Genomic DNA, 23,449 nt, shown 5'->3' on the forward strand with positions numbered 1-23,449 from the left:
GCTACTTCAGCACTATCCACGCTGGAGCATGGTCGCTTGGATCCAGCTTGCCGCGCACCTTTCGGTCGACACCGGCCTGCGCAAGCCGCGGGCTCAGCGCAGGACTGAGAAGCAGATGGTCAATGCGAAGGCCAGCGTCACGCTCGTAGCGGTTCCGCCAATACGACCAGAACGTATACATCGGCTCATCCGGATGCTGTTCGCGCAGTGCATCGATCCACCCTTTCTTGAGGAGCTTGCCGAACGCCGCCCTACTTTCCGGCTGCACGAGCGCATCCTTGTCCCACGACTTGGTCGGGTAGATGTCGAAGGGCGTTGGCACGATGTTGAAGTCGCCGGCGATAACGGCAGGAGCACCGGACTTGAGCAGCTTGCCGGCGTGGACGTTCAGACGCTTCAGCCAGGTGAGCTTGTAATCGAACTTCGGTCCCGGCTGCGGATTGCCGTTGGGTGCGTAGACGCAGCCAACGAGAACGCCGTCGACGGCAGCCTCGATGTATCGGCTTTGCTCGTCGCTCTCGTCACCAGGCAACCGCCTGCGCGTTACCACGATCTTGGATTCTCTAGCGAGGATTGCGACGCCATTCCAAGTCTTCTGCCCAACCCACTCGGCAAAATAGCCCGCCTTACGCAACGCACTTTCCGGGAATTCGGAATTGGCGGCCTTCAACTCCTGAAGACAGGCCACATCCGGCTTGGACGATTTCAACCACGCCAGCAGATTGGGCAGTCGCTTGTTAATGTTGTTCACGTTGAAGGTCGCAATCTTCACGCGCTCTCCCGATCCGAGGCTTACGGACATTTAGCTCAGTCATGCAGCGGCCCGGGCTCCAAAGCCGTGGAGCTCCATCGGCGTATGCCACCGTTGGGTCTGTACGAGACGAACTCAGGACGGTCGTGGAGCATTCAAAATCTTGTCAATCGTGATGGGAAAATCACGCACCCGCGCACCAGTTGCGTGAAAGATCGCATTAGCGACGGCAGACGCGGTTCCCACGATGCCGATCTCGCCCAGGCCCTTGACGCCAAGAGGGCTGACCTTGTCGTCCTTTTCATCGACGAAGATTACTTCAATATCCTCGATGTCGGCATGGGCCGGAACGTGATATTCGCCGAGATTGGCATTCATAATCTTGCCGAGGCGATGATCCGTCATGGCTTCCTCGTGAAGCGCCATGCCGATTCCCATCACCACACCGCCTAGGATCTGGCTGCGGGCCGTCTTGGGATTAAGGATCTTGCCCGCCGCCGCCGCGCACACGACGCGCGTCACGCGAACGACCCCCAGATCTTCATCCACGCGCACTTCCGCGAACACGGCGGAATTCGTGTAGCTGATATATTTCAGCATCTGCCGCAGGTTCGGGCTGACTTTGCCCTGCTCGGTGATTTCCGTGAGTTCGGCGGCGTGCATGACTTCGAAAACGGAAAGCCCGCGCGCCGGATCATCCTTCCGGAAGATGCGTCGATCCCGAACCTCGACTTCTTCGAAACTTGCATCCGCAAGAGGCGAATTGGCCATCTTCCTGGCTTGCTTGAACAGAGAATGCTTGACCGCCTCACATGCGGCCTGAACTGCCGAGCCGTTCGACGCTGCGGTCCACGAACCTCCTTCGACCGGCGACATCGGCAGAGTCGAATCGCCGATCCTGGCCTGAACGTCTTCGAGTGGTAATCCGAACGCTTCGGCGCCGATCTGCGTCAGGATTGTCCAGGTCCCAGTGCCAATATCGGACGCCGCCGTTGCCACCTCCAGCGTCCCGTCCACCTTGAGAGTCGCAGTGGCCTGGGCCTTCTGCAGGAAGGCGTCCCACATTCCCGTTGAGACGCCCCATCCAATCAGCTCGCGACCCTCCTTCATGGCACGCGGCTTGGGGCTTCGCTTCTCCCATCCAAATGCCGCAGCGCCCTCGCTGTAGCATTCCAGAAGCGCCTTGGATGTGAACTGCTTGTTGGTGTTTTCGTCCTTCGAGGCGAAATTGATCCGCCGAATTTCGAGCGGACCGATACCGAGTTCGTATGAAAGTTCATCGAGCGCGCATTCGAGCGCTGTCACGCCGATGGCTGCGCCGGGTGCGCGCATGTCACACGGCGTGGCCGTATCGAGCTTGGCAAGCTGATAGGTCAGCTTGACGTTGTCGCAGTGATACATCATGCCCGACCAATTGACGACAGCCTCCTGATAATCCTCGTAACGGGAGGTCGAGGCAACGGCATCATGCATGATCGACTGCAGCCGCCCATCGCGATCGGCGGCGAGCGAGACGGTGTGGTAACTGTCCGGCCGGTAGCCGATATGAAACATCTGAGCACGCGTCAGCGACACCCGCACCGAGCGTTCGAGTGCGAGACTGGCCATGACGGCGAAGAACAATTGGTGCTGCGGCCGCAAGCCGGCGCCGAATGCCCCGCCCACATATTGATTGACCAGGCGGACATCCTTGCTGCGCAGGCCGAACACTGAGGTGACATAGCCCTGCGCATTCTGGGAACCCTGCGTCTTGTCATAGATCGTCAGCTTGCCGTCGCCCTCGAACACGCAGGTGGTGGCGAACATCTCCATCGGATTGTGGTGCTCGGCATTGATCCGGTAATCGCGGCTGATCTTGACGGGCGCATTTTGAAACGCCTGCTCGGCATCGCCGCGCGGGTCCGGTGGCGGCGGAATACCGCTACGCTTCTTCGGAGGCACATAGGCCTCTGCCCGCTTCGCCTCAAGCTCGGTACAATGCGCATCGACATCATAGGCAATGCGAACCAGGGAGGCCGCATCGCGCGCGGCCTCGAACGTTTCGGCGACAATCAACGCGACCGGCTGACCGTCAAACAGGATACGGTCCGAATTCAGCGGCCGGAACGGATGGCCAGGAGGCGCGACTTCGTCCCGCCAGCTACGATCAAGCCATGCCGCCTTGCTGCGATTTTCGTGCGTGAAGATTTCGACGACGCCTGGAAACTGCCTTGCTGCATCCAAGTCCATCGCCGCGATCCGTCCAGCGGCGATCGTACTACCAACGATGTAGCCATAGAGCAGATCGTCAGCAGGATACTCCGCCGCGTAGTGCGCTTGGCCGGTCACCTTCAGTTTACCGTCGACCCGGTTGGTCGGACGTCCGATATGCGTGATTTCACCAACTGACATGCGATGGTCCCGTTAACTTTCTAGTGAATCGATTTGTCGGCCTGATCCTGCGGTGTGCCCGCAGCCGCCTGCTCCAGCGCACGAACGATAGCGCGGCGAGCAAGCTCGATCTTGAAGTCGTTGTCGCCCTCCCCCTTCGCATCACGAAGAATGAAATCAGCGACCTGCTTAAAGCTCTGGGTCCCGACTCGCTCGCCTTTCAGCGATCTTTCTGCGTCAAAATCCCGCCACGGCTTATGCGCGACCCCGCCGAGCGCGATCCGGACGTCCTGGATGATGCCCTCCTCCACACGCAGCGCGGCGGCGACGGAGATCAGCGCGAAGGCATAGGAGAGCCGGTCCCGGATCTTGAGATAGGTGTGATGGGCACCGAAGTCGGGCTTGGGGATAATGATCGATGTAATGAGCTCGCCGCCCTTCAGCGTGTTGTCGCGTTCGGGCTCTCCGCCGGGGAGGCGGTGGAAACCAGACATCGGAATCGATCGCTTGCCGTCCGGCCCCTCGACTTCGACGGATGCATCGAGTGCAGCCATCGCGACGCACATGTCCGACGGATGGACTGCAATGCAGCTATCGCTGGCGCCGAGAATGGCGTGAATGCGATTGACGCCGCCAATGGCGGAGCAGCCACTTCCGGGCTGTCGCTTGTTGCAGGCTGTCGACGGATCATAAAAATAATAACAGCGGGTTCGCTGCATCAGGTTTCCCCCGGCTGTAGCTGCGTTTCGCAATTGCGGCGATGCGCCGGCAAGAATGGCGCTTGACAGTATCGGCCACTTTTCCCGAACGTCTCGATGCCACGCCAGATCGGTATTGGTGACCAGCGCGCCGATGCGCAGCGCTCCACTGGGAGTGATTTCGATCGATTTGAGCGGAAGCCGGTTGATGTCGACCAGCCGCGACGGCTGCGCCACATCATATTTCATGAGGTCGACGAGATTGGTGCCACCCGCCAGCGCGCGCGCTGCAGGTTCATTCAGCGCCGCGATGGCATCGGCCACTGTGGCCGGGCGGATATATTCGAACCGGTTCATTCGGCGGCCTCCTTCGCCGCGATGCGCGGCATCAGCACGTCCTCGACCGCGTCGGCGATATTGGTATAGGCGCCGCAGCGGCACAGATTGCCGCTCATATGCTCGCGTATCTCGGCCCGACTACGGGTGTGGCCTTCCGCCAGCAGACCCGCCGCTGAGCAAATTTGGCCAGGCGTACAGTAGCCGCATTGAAACGCGTCGCGCTCGATGAAGGCGACCTGCAGCGGATGCAGTTCGCCATTCTCGGCCAGCCCTTCGATAGTGGTGATCTCGGCGCCGTCGCGCGACACCGCGAGTGCCAGGCACGAATTGACGCGTTTGCCATCGACGAGCACGGTACAGGCGCCGCATTGTCCCTGATCGCATCCCTTCTTAGTCCCGGTGAGCGAGAGGCGCTCGCGCAACAGGTCCAGCAGCGTCACCCACGGCTCTACTTTGAGTTCGTGCAACGTTCCGTTGATCGTCAGGAAAATTGGGATCTGTGGATGATGTGAGATCTGGTTCACGGGGCGCCTCGCTATGCGTTCGCCATCAGAACCATTCTAATCGTAGGATGTTCCGTTTTCTTCCGCCCTCAGGTCGGCTTGCCCGCACCGATCGGCGAGGCCAACCTTCCCGCTTCTGGCGTCTCACGCGCGCCGTCGGAAGGCCGCCAGGATGCTGTCGGGGAACCGCCGCGGGCAAATGGGTGAAGGAGAAGCGAGTATTGTTCCACTGTTGCGCGATTCCCGCCAGGAACAACAAGCGAGCAAGTTAATTCATCCAGCTCGGGGCATGACAACGAACGAGGACGATATGAAGAAGACGTTGATAGCAGTTGCGGCAGCGGCACTGATGACTGCTCCTGCCGCATTCGCACAGAGCGGTGCAAATCCGAGCGCGCCTCAGGTCAATTCCGCAGGCAACGGCGTTACACAGCCAGGCACTACCAGTACGGGGACGGCAGTCGATCGCCCGACCTCGAGCACTCCACACGCGGCGCCGCACGCTGCAGGATCGCAGACTGGCAACAATGCCAGCTCCCTTAGTGGATCGAATGCAGCGACTGGAACTACCGGGTCTAACAGCTCTGCCGAAGGTCGCACTTCGGGCGGCGGTGGTGGTGGTGGTGGCGCAGGTGGTGGTGCCGGCGGCGGCAACTAGCGCGTGATGCCAACCAGAAGGAGACCCCGATGATCGGGGTCTCCTTTTTGTGGGTCTTGGTCGCCCGCGCCGGTGGCGCGCGCCAAACACTTCGCCCGCCCAGCCTAGCCCTGACTGCATTCAAGCCCGCGACCATCTTTCAAGGATCTCGGCACAATCTGCCAGTTCGATCTGTAGGTCGAAACGCCGGGCGTACAAGCCAAGTAAGGCATCGTGAGTTTCGTCAGCTGAGCTGCACATCGCATCTTGCGCAACGACGATGCGATAGCCCAGATCAACAGCACTCAAGATGGTTGAGAGAACGCAGACGTCAGTCTCCGCGCCGCTCACAATCAAGGTATTGACGTTACCGTCTTGCAGAATATCGTGAAGCCTTCCGTTCGAGAACGCAGAATACGCAGACTTGTCGAAGACAATCGCCGGTGGGACATGTCGCTGCAAAGGCGGCATAAGCTCGAGGAGGTGTGGGTCCAGACGTTCGCGCGTGACCAACCGCCATTTTCGGAAGTAGCTCTGCCACATCCCATTTGCATGCTCGGGCGACGCCGGGGGAATAAAGCGCGTAAAGACAGTCCGTGCCGGGTCACGTTGGACGAGGCTTTCCACCGCCGGCATGACACGTTCGAGCCAAGGTGTCGGCCAAGGCCCTTCGGGACCGAACAGCCTCTGCATGTCCAGACACAAGTGCACTGCCCGACTGGTGTCTATTCTTGATCGGAGCTCGCCCATCTCAGGTCCACGTCCTGCGAAGTCTCTTGTAAGTCCACCAGCAAGAACCTGCGGTCGCCGCCCATACCAGAGCTGCCAGCGCCAAGCTGCTCCAGGGAGCCGCGGCATTTACGAGGAAGACTGTGAGAGCGAACGCAACGAGGCCCATGCTTCCCAGAGCCGCTCCAGCGGCCTCGAGCGCAGCGGCGTCTTCACCACGTCTCTTGCCCTGCAGGCCAATTTCCCTTTTGCGGCGCCTTTCGTGCGCCTCGACCAGCGTGGCACTGGCGCAGAGCATGGCTGGAAATGCCAGGAACAGACCTCCGACGCCCGGACCCCAACGTGTGCCGATCAGGCCAGTTATTGCAGTCGATGCTCCGCCCAGCAGGAACCGGACGATGTATTCGTACCAGCGACCATCGCTCAACGACGAGAATGAGGCTCGAACAAGCATTCAGCCCACCATCCCATAGAGGCCAAACGCGACTACCAGCCACAGGGGAAACCCGAGCAGGGTAACAGATAGAACTGACAACCCCGTGCGTTTGAGTAAACGGCACGTCACGAAGCTGAGCACGAGAAGAGCGGTCGCGCCGGCCATCATCGAAGCAGCCAGCGTAGAGACGTAGTCCGGTCCGTGCCTGGAGATTGCGAGCGCGAGCGAAACCAGGGCCACCGATGGCGCGGCGCCGAAGAGTCCCGCGAAGGACTTAGGCCGTAACACGTCTCCGAGCAGCGCGAATATCGAGACGACTGCCCCTCCAACGAAAAATCGGACGGCGTAATCCGTCATGGCGTCGTCGTCCCATTGCCGTAGCCGGTCCAGCGTCTCAATAGCCGATCAATCAGATATCCGCTGGCGAAGCCCGCGACCACATCGCTCGTCCAGTGCGCGAGAACATAGATCCTCGTCAGCGAGATACCGACCGCAGCCGTCCAGGTCAGCTCGCGATACGGCCGATCGAATGAGGATGCTGCGCTCGCGAGAGCCCCCATATGCATCGCGTGCCCCGAGGGGAACGCATCATTCGGGCGGCCTGAGATCGGTACTCCGTGTAGATGGCCAAGAATCGTGAGCCTATCCGGTCGACGTTGATTGAAAACATGCTTCAGTGCATGCGGCACAACGGCCGTGGCCACCGAGGCCGCCAGAAAATGCGTACCGACAGTTCGCTTCCGGGGGGAGCCGCTACGCGACAGGAGCCAGAAGGCCGCTGCAGCAACAACGAGAACATGCTCGTCCGCGCCCCACGTCAGAGCTTCGGCCACTTGTTCGCTTGCGGCATGTGCGTGCCGAACGGCGGTTGCTGCGACCTCGCGATCAAGGAGAGTGGGTGGTACCATTATTGGCCGCATGGCATCTCCGTATGACACCTAGATAACAGGCACTCTAAACCCTGATCATGCAGCCAGGTTCCTCTCCCTATGCAGAGTCCTCCCCGCGAATGTCTCGTATTTTACAGCCGAGCACGGTCGCTGTTAAAGCGCAGCCGATGCTATTCGCCAGAACGATGATCCAGTCGCCCTTGAGCAGACCGTATGCGATCCAGAGACCGAGGCCCGATGTCAGCACCACAAGCATCTTGAGCGACAGATCGTTGGTCGAGCCCCGCGGTAATGCTTTCCGGACCTGTGGAAGGTACGACAGCGAAGTCAGAACAGCGGAGAGGCCTCCCACCCACGGCAAAATGCTGGACAACGATGAGACCCCACTGCTTGGTAGCGAAACGCCCGATCCGCTTAGATGAACGGTTTACCGCCTGTAACGGCGATCGTGGCCCCGGAAACGTAGCTTGAGAGTGGATCTGCGAGCATCACGTAGGCGGTTGCAAGCTCTGCGGGCTGTCCGGGACGTTGCATCGGCGTCTGCTTGCCGAAATTTCTAACGGCTTCGTCTGGCATAGTGGATGGAATGAGCGGCGTCCAAATCGGTCCCGGTGCCACCGCGTTTGCGCGGATGCCCTTATCGGCCAACATCTGCGCCAAGCCGCCGGTGAAATTCTGAATGGCCCCCTTCGTCGTTGCATAGGCCAGCAAGGTGGGGTTCGGCATATCCGAATTGACCGACGCGGTATTGATGATCGCACTTCCGGGCTTCATGTGAGGCACGGCGGCCCTTGTCAGGTAGAACATTGCATAGATATTTGTCCTAAACGTCAAATCCCACTCGTCATCGGAAATGTCGCCGATGTCCTTGAAGGTCGCTTGATGCGCGGCGTTGTTAACGAGGATGTCGATCCCGCCCAATTCCCTTACCGCCTTATCGATAATCACGTCGCAATGGCGCCGATGCTGGATGTCACCTGGGACCATTATGGCCTTGCGGCCTTCGCGCTCGATTAAAGCTTTAGCTTCGAGGGCATCCTCGGTCTCATCGAGATAAGAAATCAAGACGTCGGCACCTTCGCGTGCGTAGGCCAACGCGACAGCGCGGCCGATCCCGCTGTCGCCACCGGTAATTACCGCTCTCATGCCCTGCAATCGACCACCCCCCTTGTAGCTGCTCTCGCCATGATCGGGACGAGGCTGCATGGCCTCCGTTCGGCCGGGCATCGGTTGTTTCTGGGAAGCAAACGGAGGCGCGGGATAAGAATGGGGCATGAACCAGCTCCTAGATAAGTGCCAATCGAAAACGCTTGATTGGATGCAGCGTTCCGCCGGTGGCGACATCGCCCGCCCAATGACGAAGGGGCGCTTGGGCAGCGCTTTTTCCTACTCTGGCATCGGTTTCAGGTCTTCGTCGCCAGGCGCATCGCTTTCGAGCTCGCTTTTGGCCTGGTGCCAGAAGTCATCGGCCTTACCTTCCGGGCGACCTTCCCTTTCCCAAAGTTTGTGAGCGTACTCTCGGATCTGTTCTTCAGAGTATCGGGGCATCGGCCTCTCCTCAAAAACGGATAATTGCGGCGGCGAATCGCTTTGGTACAGTCATGCAGGCGAGCGCATCGATCGCTATAATTGCTTGTGCGCTTAAGACGCCACTATGCGACCAGTTCCCCGTCCAAGAATATTCCGTTAGGACTGTCGCTCCCGAATGAACCTTTCTCTCGTCCGCGCAGCAAAGCGCTGTCACGAAAAAAGGGGACTCGCATGGCTTTTCGCGAATCCATCAGCCGGCTTTTTGGCCGCACCCTCACACCGGAAGCTGCCGAGCGTACCAACAGTTAATGCCTCGATGGACGAGTTCATCCGGCTACTGCATACCAACGGCTATGACAGCAAAAGCTCCGCCACGTTTGGAGCGATGGCAGGGCCATCGGAACGGCCACCATGCGAACAGGACGCTCAACCTCAAAAGAGGAAGGAATGTAAGTCGTTTCTAAGTAACAGGCGGCAACCTGATCGGCGTCTCCAAGCGGGTACGTCGCCACCAGCTGACGGTCGGCTAGGTTTTGAAAAACAGGAAATATACAACGGCAAAAGCGGCCACAACTAAGCCAAGGCTCCAAATTAAAACGTTGCGAACCGACGGCCCTGGCTCGGCGCCGCGTGCTTTGCGCGCTGACTTTACTTCGGCGCCATCATCATCTCGTCCCAATTCATATCCTTTCACGCAGCTTGAGCCCCCGTCAATTTGTTGGACCGCCAAGCGCTGTCTTGTTTCCGGCTTCGCTGCTCGGGGCGCTGACATGGACTTCGTGTCCCTGGCGGATCGCAAGAGACGCTGCAGCCACGGCTGCTTCGAAAGCAGACTCTTTGGTCAGGAATTTCCCTTCCACGTCTCCATCGTGCAGAACGCCCCAGCCATCGTTAGATTCGATGACGGCATAAGTTGCTAAACCCATAGTGTCCTCCGGAATAACTGTCGGTCACGAGCCACTGCTAGATTCATGTTTCCCAAAAGCGTCACGCTCGACGATCTCAAAAGGCAACCGGCCTAATCATTGCCGCCGTGCCAGTGCCCGGCCAATGAGAAATGCTGCCAACAACATACCGAGCGGAGCTTCACGCGTAAGCTTGCTTAGTATGTCGAGCGGCTTTCCGGGCTTTTTGCCTTCCTCGATTGCTTCTCCTATTGTTGATGCGACGGCTTTGACACCATCCGCCACGGTGGCCTTCAGATCAGACCATTGGTCACTTACACATGGCGTCTCTTGATCGGTCATGGCGCGTCCTCATCGGGTCGTTGCACAAGCACTCACTATGAGTATTGTTCCGGGCAAGACGGTTCTTCCCGGTCCAAGATCATTCCCGTTGCGCCTTGAAAACCTGGTCGGGCGGTTCGCGCGAGCCGGCGTCACGCAGAATAAGCGCTCTGCCGGGTAGCAACGGCAGGGCTACAGCGCCGAGAATGTTGGGCCAAGGGAGCATCGCCTTACTTCTTCACGACTGGCGGGGACGCTTTAAGAAGATCGCAACCGACGCGTGGCATTTAAAAACCAAGTCAGCGATTATCGACGGCGAATCGTCCCGTTGGGGACGGCACAACAGATTTGTCCGTGCAGCAAAAGGCACTGCGAGCGGGCCGCCCTTCAGACCAACTAGCTGAACTGAGCGCCGTTCTCAGACCCAAGCCTGATCCTCACCGACAGAGCCCGCGCCCGCACAAGGTCGCGGCTTAGGCGATCCTCCGGCCGGCCGCCTTGCCCTCTTCTAGAAATTTGAATTTATCGCCGTAACGAGCGGCTAATCTGAGAAGGCAGAGATAATCCTTAAAGCAAACTTTGGTTCCAAATCTGACGGTAAAAGTGTTCTTGTGCCGCGTATGTGGGGGAGCCTACTCTGACCTGCGACTCCCGTGCCGCTAAACGATGGCAGTTATCGCCTCTACCAGAGGGATTGGTTCGCGGAAAGTGAATGATGCCAAAAACAAAAAACGACCGCGATCTTTTAGAAAGCGAACGCGCCTTCCGACTTCTCGTTCAAGGCGTCACAGATTATGCGATTTATCTGCTCGACCCCAACGGCGTCGTATCAAACTGGAATGCAGGCGCCGAGACGATCAAAGGGTATGGCGCCGACGAAATCGTGGGCCAGCACTTCTCGGTGTTCTATCCGCCGGAGGATCGCGAAGCCGGACTTCCCGCCACCGCATTGGAGGCCGCACGCCGGAATAAGCGCTTCGAAGCGGAAGGCTGGCGGATGCGGAAAGACGGTACGCGGTTTTTCGCCTCCGTGGTTATCGACGCCATCTATGAAAACGATGTCCTTGTCGGCTTTGCCAAGATCACGCGGGACATCACCGAACGGATGCAAGCCCGCTCCGCATTGAGCGAAAGCGAAAATCTTTTTCGCCTGTTGGTGAGCAATGTCACGGACTATGCGTTATACATGCTTGATCCGGAAGGTCATGTCACCAGCTGGAACCTCGGCGGTCAGCGGATCAAAGGCTATCTTCCTGACGAGATTATCGGTCAGCACTTTTCGCGCTTTTATACCCCCGGCGACCGGGACGCTGGAAAACCAGCGCGTGCTCTCAGCATTGCACGTGAAAAGGGCCGTTACGAAGAAGAAGGCTTACGCGTCCGCAAAGACGGCACGTTCTTTTGGGCGAGTGTGGTCATTGATCCCGTCCGCAATGACGCAGGCGAGCTGATCGGATTTGCCAAGATTACGCGCGACATCACAGAGCGACGTCAAGCAGCACAGCAGCTTGAACGTATGCAAAAGCAGCTGGCGGAAGCGCAGAAAATGGATGCGCTCGGTCAGCTGACGGGCGGAGTGGCTCATGACTTCAACAACCTCCTTATGGCAATCACGGGTAACGTTCGGCTGATCAAACGGCATGCCATTGTCCCCCGCGTGATCGAGGCAGCAGGAGCGATTGAGGCAAGCGTTCGTCGCGGCGCGGCACTTACTCGTCAGTTGCTGACGTTTGCGCGGCGTCAGCAAGTCGCTCCGACGCTGCTCAATCTTGAAGAGACCGTGCAAGCTGTACGCGAGGTCTTGGCTACCGTTCTGGGTAGCGCGATCAAGCTCGAAATCTCCGTACCGGCCGGAGTTTGGCCAATCTTCGCGGATCCAACCGAACTCGAAACTGCACTCATCAATCTCAGCATCAACTCTCGTGACGCCATGCCCGACGGGGGCACCTTGACGATTACGGCAGCAAATTACCGGGTCAGGGATGGAGAGGATAAAGGCGAGTACGTGCAGATCAAGGTGGCTGATACCGGCGCAGGTATTCCCGAGGACGTCATTGCGAAGGTGTTCGATCCGTTTTTCACGACCAAACCCGTCGGCAAAGGAACAGGATTGGGACTCTCACAGGTGCATGGCTTTGCCAACCAGGCCGGCGGTCGTGTCGAAATCCAAAGCAAGCTCGGCGCTGGTACGGAAATCACCATTCGGCTTCCGCGTGGCGAAGGCCATGCAGGTGCGCACGAAGCAGAGGTTCTGGCCAAAGGCGCCGGCAATGTCCTTCTTGTTGAAGACAATCCGGATGTTGCCACCGCCAGCGCCGTATTTCTGGAAGAGTTGGGATATCGCGTGAAATGCGTACCGGACGCGGAGTCCGCATTGCGCGAGATCGAGCACGACGGCATCGACCTCGTTTTCAGCGATGTCGTGATGCCTGGAAAAATGGATGGTCTCGGCCTGGCCCGCCATCTTAGGCAGAATTACCCGAACATCCCCGTCGTTCTCGCAACGGGCTACAGTGAGGCAGCGCGGAAACTGGGCTCTGAATTTTTGCTGTTGCGAAAACCTTACGAGCTTCATGAGCTGAGTAGTGCCTTACAGACAGCCCTTCACCAAAGATCGAAGGGCGCTCTATTAAATTGAACCACAAACAATGCACCGGATCTTACGCCCACCTGTCTTGACTAGCGTCAGCCTCATCGGCTTATGACACTTTGCCTGCCATGGCGAGAGCCGATGGAGCAAGGCGAAGGTCCCTCATGGGTTCGCGATGCGACGATGCCTTCGATTGCGTGGCCGTAATTTTATCTAAATGCGGAATGTTGAGAACGCAATTTAGATTGGAACGCATCTGCGAAATGAACGTAGTAAGGGCGCCATGTCCCTTCTGTCAGACTCCACGTTGCAGATCGTCTTGCTTGCCGCCTTGTTCGTTGTCCTTGAGGGCCGCGGCGCCGTTTCGCGCCAGCTTTGGAACGTGCTTTTGAAGATCAAACTGTTTTCGCGTTCATCAGCGTGGAAGTGTTTGCCATGGTCACAAGGGACGGAACCACAATCCCCGGGATAGACGCCGAGCAGGTGGCCAAGCTTGAAATTGCACGTCGGATTTTGGAGCAGGCACGGGCTATCCTAGCAAAGGCGGCGAAGGACTAGGCCTCGCTTCCTCCTTCACGGCCTGCCCGGTTGCGCTCATCTTGCGGCCGGCGGTCGGCAACGGGACGCCAGCGGGCCCAGCGGATCGCCTTAATGGGGCGGGACTTCGGATCTTGGTGACGTTGACGCTGTCGGCCTGATTGCCGCCGCGGCAGTAGTAATAATTTGCATGGCAGGCGGCTCTGCTCGGTGGATGGACCAATGTCAGCGGTACATCTTGGGAACAACGCTAACAATTTTCACTTGGTCATACAGTGAAGTCGCCGGACGCTTGAACTCGCTTTCGCAGTCTCAACGATCAAGGTCGCCTAGCTCTCCGCGCCTTGAGCCTTGGCTATCTAACGACCTTTTCCGGCGTGCTTGCGCCTGGGCGATGACTCGCTTGGATCTCTTTGGAGGCAGCGTCTTTGCCCACGATTCACCAGCAAAGGCCGTTAAGCGGCCGCGGAGCGTTTCATGAAGACTGCACTAGGAAGTGATCCGAGACTTAACGGCGATGGTCTCGTCGATCGTTTCAAAGATCAGTTGCTGATCGTCATGTTGAAGCGGCTTGGCGGCGGTCCATTACGGATTCCAATCGAGGAAATGGACCGGACTGGAACGGACCTAGCGTCGTTTCGCCTTGTCGGCGACGACTTCGTCGTGAGTTTATTCAAACCGCATTAGGATGGCCGCGGCCCGCTGGCGCCTACGGCCCTTCGCATGTGCGGTTGGTCCTTCGAACGATCGACTAGATAATGCTTAAAAAGAAAGGCCGCATCGCCCATGACGACGTGGCCTTTGTCCTATCTGCTTATTGTAGGACAGTGCCCTACCGGTTTCCGAAATACGCCTGAGCCTGCTTCAGAGCCTCGGACGGGTCGTCGAACTTGTCGCCGGCGAAACTCTTCATGGGGCTCCAGTGCGGTCCGTGAGCGGTGATATGGAACCACCCATCCTCCCCCCGTCGGACGCGTCCGACGATCTCCTGACGCTCGGCCCAGACGAGCAGCCACGTCTGGGAGTTCTCGTTGTGTGGCTGCAGCTCGATGGTCGCCATATAGTTCGTCCAAAAGGAGTGCCCGAGGACAACGCCAAGATTGGGAGTCGTTCCAGCAGATCGGAACTATCGGTGCGCTGCGGACTTCATCGCATGCTCGCCAACTGTCGTGAGGACACCGCCATTCTCGCCCCTTCCGAACGTCATAAGCTGCTGGAGAATGCGCAGGCCTTCGCCGCGAAGCTCTCAAGCCGCGCCTTTGATACGGACAGAACTGCTGACATCGCACCGGACGTCTGGACGGACTTCCGCTTCAGCGGATTGGCCATGAGCCCACTGCCTCATGAGCTCGGCGGCAGCAGTCTCTGGGACCCGCGCTTCGGCGCCGAACTCTGCACCATCCTGCGTCTACTCGGCGCAGCGGACCTCTCGCTTGCCCGTATATTTGAGGGCCACGTCAACGCGGTGGGGCTGGTCTGCCGTTACGGAACACAAGCGCAGATCGAAGGTCTCGCGGGAAGCGTGCGTGATGGTGCGCTGTCCGCAGTATGGGGCGCCGACGACGCGCAGGGCCTGAGGATCACCCCGGAGCGGGATGGCAACGTCCTCAAAGGCCGCAAGATCCTGGCGTCGGGCGCCGGGTTCGTGACGCGTCCCCTGGTTACCGCATCAGCACCGGAGGGGCAGCAGATGTGCCTGCTCGACCTCGAGATCGGATATGCGCACGACACGTCCAGCTGGCAGGCGCAAGGCATGCGCGCGACGGCGACCGGGACGGTCGACTTCACCGGGCGACGCATCACGGATCGTGAGCGGATCGGCGCTCCCGGCGACTTCATGCGACAGCCGCACTTCTCGGGCGGCGCATGGCGCTTCTGCGCCGTCCATACCGGCGCAACGGAACGGCTAGTCGACCTGTTCCGAGAGCACCTTAATTCCTCAGCAAGGGGCGAAGACGCGTATCAGCTCGAGCGCCTTGCGACTTGTGTCGCCGACGCGACGACGGCGCGCTTTTGGGTGGAGGACGCCGCGCGCCGTCTGGCGGTCGAAGATGATCCAGAAAGCATCGTGGCTTTCGCCAACCTCACCCGGATGGTTGTCGAACGATCCGCCCTGACTGTCATGGAGACCGTCCAGAGGGGCATCGGGCTTCGGGCGTTTGTGCGTCCTCACGACGTTGAGCGCATCTGCCGCGACCTGGCGACGTATCTGCGGCAACCGGTGCCGGACCGCGCCATGAGCGATGGGGCTCAGGTCTTTCTGAGTTCGTCGCGGTCGGCAGGAGACTTTTAGTGAAGGTTTCGGAATATCTCGAAGTGACGAAGGCGCTTCCTATCATCTCGCGCGAGGCGCTGACGGAGGGTGCGCCCTTCTTAATTCTCTCGCCCCACCCGGACGACGAGACGTTAGGTCTTGGCGGTCTGATCGCTCAGGCCTGCCAAGCAGGCCAGAAGGTTCACGTCGTGGTTTTGACCGATGGTGCGGGTTCGCACCCCCGGTCGGTCCAGTACCCTCCGGAACGACTGGTCGATCTCCGGAAGGCGGAAGTCAGGGCGGCAGGCGAAATTCTGGGCCTCCATCCGGCGTTCGTACGCCATCTCGACCTCCCCGACACGCAAGCCCCTCTGGAGGGACCCCAGTTCGACGCGGCGGTCCGCGCCGTGTCCGACCTTCTTCAGGAGACGGGCGCAAAGGCCTTGTTTGTGACGTGGGATCGGGATCCGCATTGCGATCATCAGGCGGCCGCTGCCATCGCCAAGGCGGCCGGAGTCGCCAACCCAGCTGTCAGGCTCTGGGCCTACCCCATCTGGGGGTGGCACCTCGATCAGGACGACGATGTCCCAGGCTTCCCGCGGGGCCACCGGCTGGATATCGCTGGAGAACGTGATCTCAAGCACCGTGCTATCGCGGCCCACGCTTCGCAGATGTCCACGCTTATCGAAGACGATCCAACGGGCTTCCGGTTCACCGAAGAGACGTTGGCGCCGTTCCTTGGCGAGCACGAGTACGTTTACGAGGTCTCCCGATGACGAGGCACATAGAGAGTTTGCCCGCTTCATACTTCGAGGAACGGTACCGGCAGGATATCGACCCCTGGGGATTCCGAACCAGCGCCTACGAGCGGGAGAAATATGACCGCACTCTGTCGGCTCTTACGCGCGCCCATTACGATCGTATCCTCGAAGTTGGCTGCTCGATCGGGGTCCTGACGGCAAGGCTCGCGCAGCGAGGCGGAGAACTGCTGGCGATCGACGCGTCCCGCACGGCGCTGGAAGCTGCGCGAAAGGACGCGCCGCCGAACGTCGCCTTCGAGGAATGTGTGCTGCCGACCGAATTCCCGGACGGCGCCTTCGACCTCATCGTGCTGTCTGAAGTGCTGTACTACTTCAGCCGGGCCGATCTCCTTTCGGTGGCCGAAAACTGCTGCAGGGTCCTCGCTCCCGACGGAGAGATCGTCCTCTGCCACTGGCTGGGCGAGACTGACTATCCGCTGAGGGGAACGGAGGCCAGCGACGCTTTCGCCTACGCCGTCGTCAAGCGAGTTCCGGCTCGCCGGATCCTTCGCGATGAAGTCTACCGCCTGGAGCGGCTGTCCGCGTGATTGCGGCGGCCCTCAGGCTTGCGACGATCATTCTGGCGATCGCGATCTGCCGAGGCAGCTCCGAGGGGCGTAGCGTCCGGTGAACCGTGAGAACAGGACTTCTGCCCGATACGGCTTCCCATGCCTCACGAAGCGTCGCCTCCTCGGCACGGAGGTGACGAACGAAGTCGGAGGGAATGCACAACCGGGCGGACATCGGACCGTCTTCGAGCGCACTCTGCCACGCCCGGCGGAAAAGCGATCGGTACATGGCGCGACGGGCGATCTGCAAGGCGGGCTCAAGATCGTCGTCGCAAGGAGCATTCAAATCGGCGAGCCGGCGTTGCATGGTGTCGGCCGCTCCGCCAGGCGCCCGCCCCAAGATCCGACAGGACGTCTGGACGACGACGTCGAGCGAGTGACGAACTTTGAATCCCGCCTCGTCCAACGCAGCCGTAAGGGCGACGTCTTCGCCGAGAGCGCGTGCAGGAAGTCCTCCGATGGCCCGATAGGCCGCCACGGTTACGGCCAGGCTCGCGCCCGAAGAGACACGATGGTTCGGCCAGGGATCATGGGCTCGCGGATCACAGCGCGCGATGATTTCCGCGGCAAGGCTGAGGTAAGTATCTTCGAGCCTACCGCGGGACAGGAAATCCCGTCCAAGCGAAACGATCTCGAGCGGTTCTGCATCGATGTAGCCTGCCACGCACTCCACACCGTTCGCCAACTCATGGAGGTTAGACGAAAGCCACGCGGGGCCGACGCAGCTATCGGCATCCGTGCTCATAATTACGCCGCCCGGGCCGAGCGCATCGAGGCGGTCGGCCGCAAGGTCCATTGCACGCTTCCGCGCCCAGCCGGCGTTGGCCATCTCCGACGGCAATTCCTCCTCTATGACCACCACCCTCTGCGGGACCGAGTCGGCGAAACGTCTGGCGACTCCCGAGGTACCGTCAGTGCAATTGTTGGCGAACACCAGGATCTCGAACGCGTCCGCGGCAAGGGGCGCGCCGAAACGGTCGCGCTGGACGGCCAGCGCAGCGATACACCGCTCGATCCGGTCGGCTTCGTTGCATGCCGGAATGGTGACGATCGCGAAAGGCTCGATGTTCGTATTCATAAGGCGGAGCGTCCTGGCGTAGGTGCGCCTGCTAATCGCCAGGTTCGATGCATGTTCCCTCAGCTGGGCCGCAGCGGCTACTCTATCAAGAGACTGGCGCGAAGGCCTGTCCATGTTCCAGGTCGTATCGCTCTCCAGGTTTTAGAGCGAAGCTTCTTCATCTGCCTTCCGCTGATGTCGGCGTACTTGCTGATGGCCGCAGGCTTGGTCCCGCGATCCGGGCGCAGGCACCCTCACGCCGGATGCGCATCCGTATCACTGTCGATGTCACTGCGCCGGAGCAGATAATCTAGACCGCCGACGCGGTACCAGCGATAGGCATATGCTTCCAGCATCAGGTGGTGCTTGCCCTGGGCATCGGCGCGGTTATGGTCTTCCGTCAGAAGATTGATCAGGTGGTCGCCCTGCTTGCCATCGAGGCCGAGTGCAAATGACACTTCGCGTGGCTGTTCGTCGAGATTATGCACGAACAGCACGGAGTTGTTGCGCCAGTCGTAGCGGATCGCCAGCACGGCAGGGTTGCGCGTGGCGATGATGGTGAAGTCGCCCCAGCCAATTTCGGGGACCTCCTTGCGCATCCGGATCATGCGCTCGGTCCAGTTCAGCATCGAATTGGGATCGCGGCGCTGCTTGGCGACATTGACGTGATTGTAGCCGTAGGGGCCCTTGTCGATCACAGGATTCTTTGACTTCTCGCTCTTGGTGAAGCCGGCACGGGGTTCGTTCGACCATTGCATCGGCGTCCGCGCGCAGTTGCGTTCAGGCAGCGTGAGATCATCACCCATGGCGATCTCGTCGCCATAGCGCAGCACCGGCGTACCCGGCAGCGTGTACATCAGACTGTAAGCAAGCTCGAGCCTGCGTCGGTCGCCGCCGAGCATTGGCGCCAGCCGACGTCGGATGCCGCGATCGTAAAGCTGCATGTCCTTGTCCGGGCCGAATTTCGCGAACACCGTCTGGCGTTGCTCCTCGGTCAGCCGGCCGAGATCGAGTTCGTCATGATTGCGCAGGAACAGGCCCCATTGCGCCGTCGCCGGGCGTGGCTTGGTCACCTTCATCGCCGCAGCCAGTGGGCGCACGTCGCCGGAGGCCAGCGCATAGAACAGGTTCTGGTTGACGTGAAAGTTGAACATCATCTGCATGCGGTCGCCGTCGCTGCCGAAATATTCCATGTCGGTTTCCGGCAGCACATTGGCTTCGGCGAGAATGATGGCGTCGCCCTTGCGCCATTGCAGGAATTCGCGGAAGGCGCGCAGCATGTCGTATTGTTCGGTGGGCTTGTTGACCTTCGGTCCCTTGGTGGCAATCACGAAGGGCACCGCATCCATGCGGAAGCCGGAGACGCCAAGCTGCAGCCAGAACCCCATGATCTTCAGGATCTCGGCCTGCACATAGGGATTGGATGTGTTGAGGTCCGGCTGGAAGTCATAGAACCGGTGGAAGAACCAGGACTTCGAGGTCGTGTCATGCGTCCAGGTCGATTTCTGCACGCCGGGAAACACCATACCCTTGTTGGCATTGGGCGGCTTCTTGTCCGACCACACATACCAGTCGCGATAGCGCGAATCCCTGGCGCTGCGCGCGTCCTTGAACCAGGCGTGCTGGTCCGAGGTGTGATTGACCACGAGGTCGATGATGACGCGGATGCCGCGCTGGTGGCAGCCATGGGTGAATTCGACGAAGTCGCCTAGCGTGCCGTAGCGCGGATCGACGCCGTAGTAGTCGGAGATGTCGTAGCCGTCGTCCTTGCCGGGCGAGGGCTGGAAGGGCATCAGCCAGATCGCGGTGATGCCGAGGCCGTGAATGTAGTCGAGCCGGCGCGTCAGGCCCTTGAAGTCGCCGCAACCGTCGCCATCAGCATCCATGAAACTGCCTACGGAGAGGCAGTAGAAGACGGCGTTCTTGTACCAGAGGTCGTCGATCATGTGGCCCTTTGGTCCGTGGTTGTGTCGCGACCGGGTCGCGTCGATAGCCGGGAGTCACGCGGAATCGTTGGAGCTTGCCGATGGCGCACACGTCCAAAATCGCACCGCCGTTTTAAGTCCTGAACCATGAGAGCTCGACGCGAAGAAAAGATCCATCGCCTACATGAGCCGCAATTACGTTTGGCCGTGCGGTGAAGTCGATTAAACTACGGGTGCTATCAATGGTTCCCGTCAACACAGCGATCCTTATAAACAGCATGTGCGAATAAAGCGGAGTTTTCGTTTGGTGTCAGTGTCGACTATGACAGAATGCTAGCGACTGGACGGCGCGGAAGTCGACGAGTTTCCGACGGTCGGCATAATCGGCCCATTGTCAGCCCAGCGGGGATCCGGGACGTCGCGGCGCGCCGGCAAAGATTGCCGACCGGGCAAAAAAACCTGGGATGCACGCCGTGCCCTCGACCTTTTTGAGGAGTTCATCAGGCTACTCATCATCGCTCCCTTCACCCGGCAGGATGTCCCCTGCGAACAGCTCATCCTTGCTGAGCAGCCTGGCGTCCTTGAGCGCCTGCATGTCCGATAGGTCGCGCAGCGTATCGAATCCGAACTGCGCCAGGAACGTCTTCGTCATCAGATAGGTGTGCAGCGCGCCGGGCCGCGGCGCCCGCGGTCCGGAGCCGATCAGGCCGAGCCTCCGCAGTTGTCCGGTCACGTCGCGGCTGATCTCCTTGCCAAAGAACTGCCCAAGCTCGCCGCGGGTGATCGGCTGGTAATAGGCAATGCACAGCAGCACCTGCATCTCGCTCGCCGACAGCGCGCTATCCTGCTCGCTCGCACCGATCGCTGTGCGGATCGCATCGGCAAACTGTTTGCGAGTGCGGTGCTGCCAGCCGCCGGCGACCGGCACGAGCTCATGGGGGCGGCCGCGCAGCTCGGCCTGGATGTCGTCGATGATCAGATCGAGATTGCAGCCGCGGCCGACGACCCGCGCCAGCATGGCGCGGTTGACCGGCTCGCGCTAGGCAGAGACCACCGCTTCGACGCGGCCCATCCATTCGCGCCAGCGCAGCTTCGCCGCAGATCCCTCAGCGTCGTCCAGTTTGACTTTTGCTTTGGGCGTCCCATTCTATAGCGCCGCCCGGACAGCGGCACGCCACGAAGGCGCTGTGATGCCCGCCCGAACTCTCCCGCCATCGCCCTTCCGCCCTGCTCGAGACATGGACATCTGGTCCGGCGACGTAGACGTGGGCACCATCGCTCAGCAAGACTGGAATGCGAACCCGGAAAGGTCTGGCATCTGGAAATGGACCTGCGGCTTCTATGGGACTACACCCTGGGCTTCGCGACCCGCATGCCTGAAATACCTGACCGTGACGATGTAAATCGCCGCTCTGAGAATTTGCAGAGGGGCTATGGCCAGTTGAGGATCGTAAACGAAGCCCCGGTCGTTGAGGGAACGGCTTCGATCACGACGTGAAAAGCTTCGACTTAACAGTGGGGCCGTCCGCGAGACATTTACCCGGCCCGTCATGCCGCCAGACAACGAGCGCGCGCTTATTTCGCGGATTTCCAGCGGAGGCATACATGACGATGATTGAGCATTGCCGGCCGGTTGCTGATGACCGCATTGAATTCACAATGCGAACGTTGCCAATTGCCGACTAAGTTAGGCGGGAGACCCGTCCTTTATTTTGGCTTTGAAATGCTGCAAGACGAACAGACGGACGGCCGAGGTTAAGTTCACCTGAGGCCCATTGCGGTCAACCAGTCTGACAAGGGCTGCTGGGCTCGTCCCTCGTTCAATGGCAATTTCCTTTAAAGCGCTCCAAAACTCAGGCTCAAGGCTGACGCTCGACTTCGATCCGTCGGCTTTAACGAGTCCCTGCTTTCTCCTTTTCGGCTGAGGCACGCTATTTCACCGTTTTGGTTTGCTGATCGACAGGTGCCTTACCTTCGTTTCTGATGACCGAGACCGCGGCTCCAATGAGACCCAGCAACAAGATGAAGCCGAGCGCGTAGCCGTAAATCGGTCGGATGGATCGTCGCGGACTCTTCAACATAGAGGCTACTTTCAAGGGTCCCCCGGCGCTCGGGGCGCCGCGGCGAGGCAACCAGAAAATTGAACGCCTTACGAAGACACACTCATGCGAGGCATTCTGAGAAATGCGAGAACCAGAAATTGTTCCCATCTAAAAGTGAAGTCGTTCGGGAACAGGTTTTGTTAGTTTGCATTTCTCGGTTGGGGCGTCACGAGAGGAAACGACATGCGAAAACTTCTTATTGCAAGTGCAGCACTGACACTTATTGCAGCGCCGGCGCTCGCCCAGACGACGCCGAGCTCGCCCACTGCACCAACAACGTCGGACCGGACGACCGGCGCAGTTGGCTCGGAACGCGGCAACAACGCCAGCTCTCTCAGCGGTTCAAACGCAGCTGCAGGAAAAGCCGGTGGCGCCAACTCAATGAACAACGTTGACCAAGGCCGCACTAGCGGCGGCGGCGCGGGCGGTGCAGGCGGCGCAGGTGGTGGCGCAGGCGGCGGTGCCGGGGGTGGCGCGGGCGGCGGGAACTAACTGCCCAGTTGGACGGATGTACTCTACTGGACAGCTGGGGCCCCGGAGCAAGTGCCGGGGCCCTTCGCCTGAGCACGCCTATTGGCCATGCTTCAATAACACTTGCCGACATGCTTTCGAAATGCGCGGCCTATTCTGCTGAAGGCAGGAAAGCACCATCATATCCCCGCCCTGAATCGCTTGTGCGCAATAGCGCTTCACGCTGGCACGGCACGCAGCCTGCTCCTCCAGCGTTCCGCTGCTTTGCGCGAGGGCTGTGCCGGAGAATACGATTGCCGCAGCTATTAAAAGGATCGAACGTGTCATCAGTAACTCCTATCTGCCCTTGATAACAGCTCTTCGCCTTGCTCTGTTCCTCCACGGCTCACCAATTGGAAACATCATCTGGCTGGCCACTTGGTCGGATCGCACCGCACCATCGAGCGCGATGGGATTGGAACACCATTCGCACGTGCGAGTTGGACGGGCCCCCTGCTCGTGAAGAACATGAAACGTATTGCATCGATGAGCGTCTTCGCTCTCTACTTTCCAGGGAGCCCGCCTGGCAGAAAAGCGGCTGGACTGGCTACGATCCGGCGAGCAAACCTTCGATGCGGACGAGATGCGCAGAGAGCGCCAGCTGTATGGTTCTCTCTGATTGAGAAAAGGCCCGCTTCGGCGGGCTTTTTTTGTTAGCGTATACTTCGTCAGCAATCTGCCTCGCCTGTCGATCGGCCAGCCCGGAACGAATTATTCGGCCGGCTCTTAAAATCCCGGTCCGTGCGTGTGTCAGCGATGAATGCGGAGGCGAGAATGTTCCTGATGGGCCTTGGCGCGCTGCTAGTCCTAGGCGGCGTCTTGTACATGGCACGCGCCGCTATTTGGCGGGGATCGCTTAGCGGCCCAGATTCCTCCCGGCCAGTTCGCGACACTCTGGAGCCACCGCGGCGGGGCATGAGATTCTTGGGGCTCGGAACCAACTGGCCGGGCATTCTCCTAATGGTAATCGGCGCGGTTCTGTTGGTGTCGGGGGCC

At 59.8% G+C, this 23,449-nt stretch carries 22 protein-coding genes and 1 pseudogene; 5 read left to right on the plus strand and 18 right to left on the minus strand.

Going from position 1 to position 23,449, the window contains the following annotated elements:
* Position 1: 1 nt before the first annotated feature.
* From xth to AB7783_RS16565, 12 genes are all read right to left on the minus strand, one after another.
* A complete protein-coding gene (gene xth / locus AB7783_RS16510; RefSeq protein WP_441278236.1) occupies positions 2-772 on the minus strand; it encodes an exodeoxyribonuclease III in 771 nt (256 codons plus the stop codon).
* Between the two features lie 114 nt (positions 773-886).
* Positions 887-3,142, minus strand: coding sequence for a xanthine dehydrogenase family protein molybdopterin-binding subunit (locus AB7783_RS16515; RefSeq protein ID WP_441278237.1), 2,256 nt, complete (start codon positions 3,140-3,142; stop codon positions 887-889).
* 20 nt (positions 3,143-3,162) lie between these two features.
* A complete protein-coding gene (locus AB7783_RS16520; protein ID WP_441278238.1) occupies positions 3,163-4,176 on the minus strand; it encodes an FAD binding domain-containing protein in 1,014 nt (337 codons plus the stop codon).
* Positions 4,173-4,682 (minus strand): (2Fe-2S)-binding protein, encoded by a 510-nt coding sequence (locus AB7783_RS16525; RefSeq protein WP_439061869.1) that lies wholly within the window; start codon positions 4,680-4,682, stop codon positions 4,173-4,175. The genes AB7783_RS16520 and AB7783_RS16525 overlap by 4 nt, the downstream gene beginning before the upstream one ends.
* A gap of 757 nt (positions 4,683-5,439) precedes the next feature.
* Positions 5,440-6,048, minus strand: coding sequence for a cysteine hydrolase family protein (locus AB7783_RS16530; RefSeq protein ID WP_441278239.1), 609 nt, complete (start codon positions 6,046-6,048; stop codon positions 5,440-5,442).
* Between the two features lie 433 nt (positions 6,049-6,481).
* Complete coding sequence (locus AB7783_RS16535) at positions 6,482-6,820, minus strand: DUF3147 family protein (protein ID WP_439059611.1); 339 nt, start codon at positions 6,818-6,820, stop codon at positions 6,482-6,484.
* On the minus strand, positions 6,817-7,383 hold the full coding sequence (locus AB7783_RS16540) for a phosphatase PAP2 family protein (protein ID WP_068738712.1): 567 nt from the start codon (positions 7,381-7,383) through the stop codon (positions 6,817-6,819). Before AB7783_RS16540 ends, AB7783_RS16535 begins: the two co-directional genes overlap by 4 nt.
* A 67-nt stretch (positions 7,384-7,450) precedes the next feature.
* On the minus strand, positions 7,451-7,705 hold the full coding sequence (locus AB7783_RS16545) for a SemiSWEET family sugar transporter (protein ID WP_441228972.1): 255 nt from the start codon (positions 7,703-7,705) through the stop codon (positions 7,451-7,453).
* A 62-nt stretch (positions 7,706-7,767) separates the two neighbouring features.
* Positions 7,768-8,628, minus strand: coding sequence for an SDR family oxidoreductase (locus AB7783_RS16550; RefSeq protein WP_068738716.1), 861 nt, complete (start codon positions 8,626-8,628; stop codon positions 7,768-7,770).
* A 111-nt stretch (positions 8,629-8,739) separates the two neighbouring features.
* Positions 8,740-8,901 carry a DUF2934 domain-containing protein gene (locus tag AB7783_RS16555; RefSeq protein ID WP_439061872.1) on the minus strand — a complete coding sequence of 54 codons (162 nt, stop codon included), beginning with the start codon at positions 8,899-8,901 and terminating at the stop codon, positions 8,740-8,742.
* A 692-nt stretch (positions 8,902-9,593) separates the two neighbouring features.
* Positions 9,594-9,809: a hypothetical protein gene (locus tag AB7783_RS16560; protein WP_081422127.1), complete on the minus strand. Its 216-nt coding sequence runs from the start codon at positions 9,807-9,809 to the stop codon at positions 9,594-9,596.
* Positions 9,810-9,905: 96 nt separating this feature from the next.
* Positions 9,906-10,130 (minus strand): hypothetical protein, encoded by a 225-nt coding sequence (locus AB7783_RS16565; protein WP_081422128.1) that lies wholly within the window; start codon positions 10,128-10,130, stop codon positions 9,906-9,908.
* Between the two features lie 694 nt (positions 10,131-10,824).
* On the opposite strand from AB7783_RS16565, the gene AB7783_RS16570 reads away from it, so the two are divergent.
* Together AB7783_RS16570 and AB7783_RS16575 are read left to right on the plus strand one after the other, a co-directional pair.
* On the plus strand, positions 10,825-12,747 hold the full coding sequence (locus AB7783_RS16570) for a PAS domain S-box protein (protein ID WP_441228973.1): 1,923 nt from the start codon (positions 10,825-10,827) through the stop codon (positions 12,745-12,747).
* A 966-nt stretch (positions 12,748-13,713) separates the two neighbouring features.
* Positions 13,714-13,923: a hypothetical protein gene (locus AB7783_RS16575; RefSeq protein WP_120286791.1), complete on the plus strand. Its 210-nt coding sequence runs from the start codon at positions 13,714-13,716 to the stop codon at positions 13,921-13,923.
* A gap of 145 nt (positions 13,924-14,068) precedes the next feature.
* On the opposite strand, the gene AB7783_RS16580 is transcribed toward AB7783_RS16575, so the two are convergent.
* Complete coding sequence (locus tag AB7783_RS16580; RefSeq protein WP_068738721.1) at positions 14,069-14,296, minus strand: hypothetical protein; 228 nt, start codon at positions 14,294-14,296, stop codon at positions 14,069-14,071.
* Between the two features lie 93 nt (positions 14,297-14,389).
* Between AB7783_RS16580 and AB7783_RS16585 the strand changes: the two genes are divergently transcribed.
* The 3 genes from AB7783_RS16585 to AB7783_RS16595 are packed head-to-tail and all read left to right on the plus strand — an operon-like array spanning position 14,390 to position 16,838.
* Positions 14,390-15,529, plus strand: coding sequence for an acyl-CoA dehydrogenase family protein (locus AB7783_RS16585; RefSeq protein WP_439061873.1), 1,140 nt, complete (start codon positions 14,390-14,392; stop codon positions 15,527-15,529).
* Positions 15,529-16,266, plus strand: a complete 738-nt coding sequence (locus AB7783_RS16590; RefSeq protein WP_120286792.1) for a PIG-L family deacetylase — start codon at positions 15,529-15,531, stop codon at positions 16,264-16,266. The genes AB7783_RS16585 and AB7783_RS16590 overlap by 1 nt, the downstream gene beginning before the upstream one ends.
* Positions 16,263-16,838, plus strand: a complete 576-nt coding sequence (locus AB7783_RS16595) for a class I SAM-dependent methyltransferase (protein ID WP_439061875.1) — start codon at positions 16,263-16,265, stop codon at positions 16,836-16,838. Before AB7783_RS16590 ends, AB7783_RS16595 begins: the two co-directional genes overlap by 4 nt.
* Here the strand turns inward: AB7783_RS16595 and AB7783_RS16600 are convergent.
* The 5 genes and pseudogenes from AB7783_RS16600 to AB7783_RS16620 all read right to left on the minus strand — a co-directional run bounded on the left by AB7783_RS16600 (position 16,771) and on the right by AB7783_RS16620 (position 22,741).
* Positions 16,771-17,937 (minus strand): glycosyltransferase, encoded by a 1,167-nt coding sequence (locus tag AB7783_RS16600; RefSeq protein WP_441228170.1) that lies wholly within the window; start codon positions 17,935-17,937, stop codon positions 16,771-16,773. The two genes, AB7783_RS16595 and AB7783_RS16600, sit on opposite strands and share 68 nt — an antisense overlap.
* A 233-nt stretch (positions 17,938-18,170) precedes the next feature.
* Entirely contained in the window at positions 18,171-19,862 is a 1,692-nt protein-coding gene (locus AB7783_RS16605) for an alpha-amylase family protein (RefSeq protein ID WP_068738729.1), read from the minus strand.
* A gap of 484 nt (positions 19,863-20,346) precedes the next feature.
* Positions 20,347-20,913: pseudogene (gene scpB, locus AB7783_RS16610) on the minus strand (SMC-Scp complex subunit ScpB).
* A 615-nt stretch (positions 20,914-21,528) separates the two neighbouring features.
* The gene (locus AB7783_RS16615) at positions 21,529-21,771 is read right to left on the minus strand and encodes a ribbon-helix-helix domain-containing protein (protein ID WP_184511632.1); all 243 of its coding nucleotides are present in this window, start codon (positions 21,769-21,771) and stop codon (positions 21,529-21,531) included.
* Positions 21,772-22,513: 742 nt separating this feature from the next.
* On the minus strand, positions 22,514-22,741 hold the full coding sequence (locus AB7783_RS16620) for a hypothetical protein (protein ID WP_081422133.1): 228 nt from the start codon (positions 22,739-22,741) through the stop codon (positions 22,514-22,516).
* Positions 22,742-23,449 lie beyond the last annotated feature (708 nt).

It is taken from the genome of Tardiphaga sp. 172_B4_N1_3 (assembly GCF_052076035.1).
GTDB classification, from domain to species: domain Bacteria; phylum Pseudomonadota; class Alphaproteobacteria; order Rhizobiales; family Xanthobacteraceae; genus Tardiphaga; species Tardiphaga robiniae.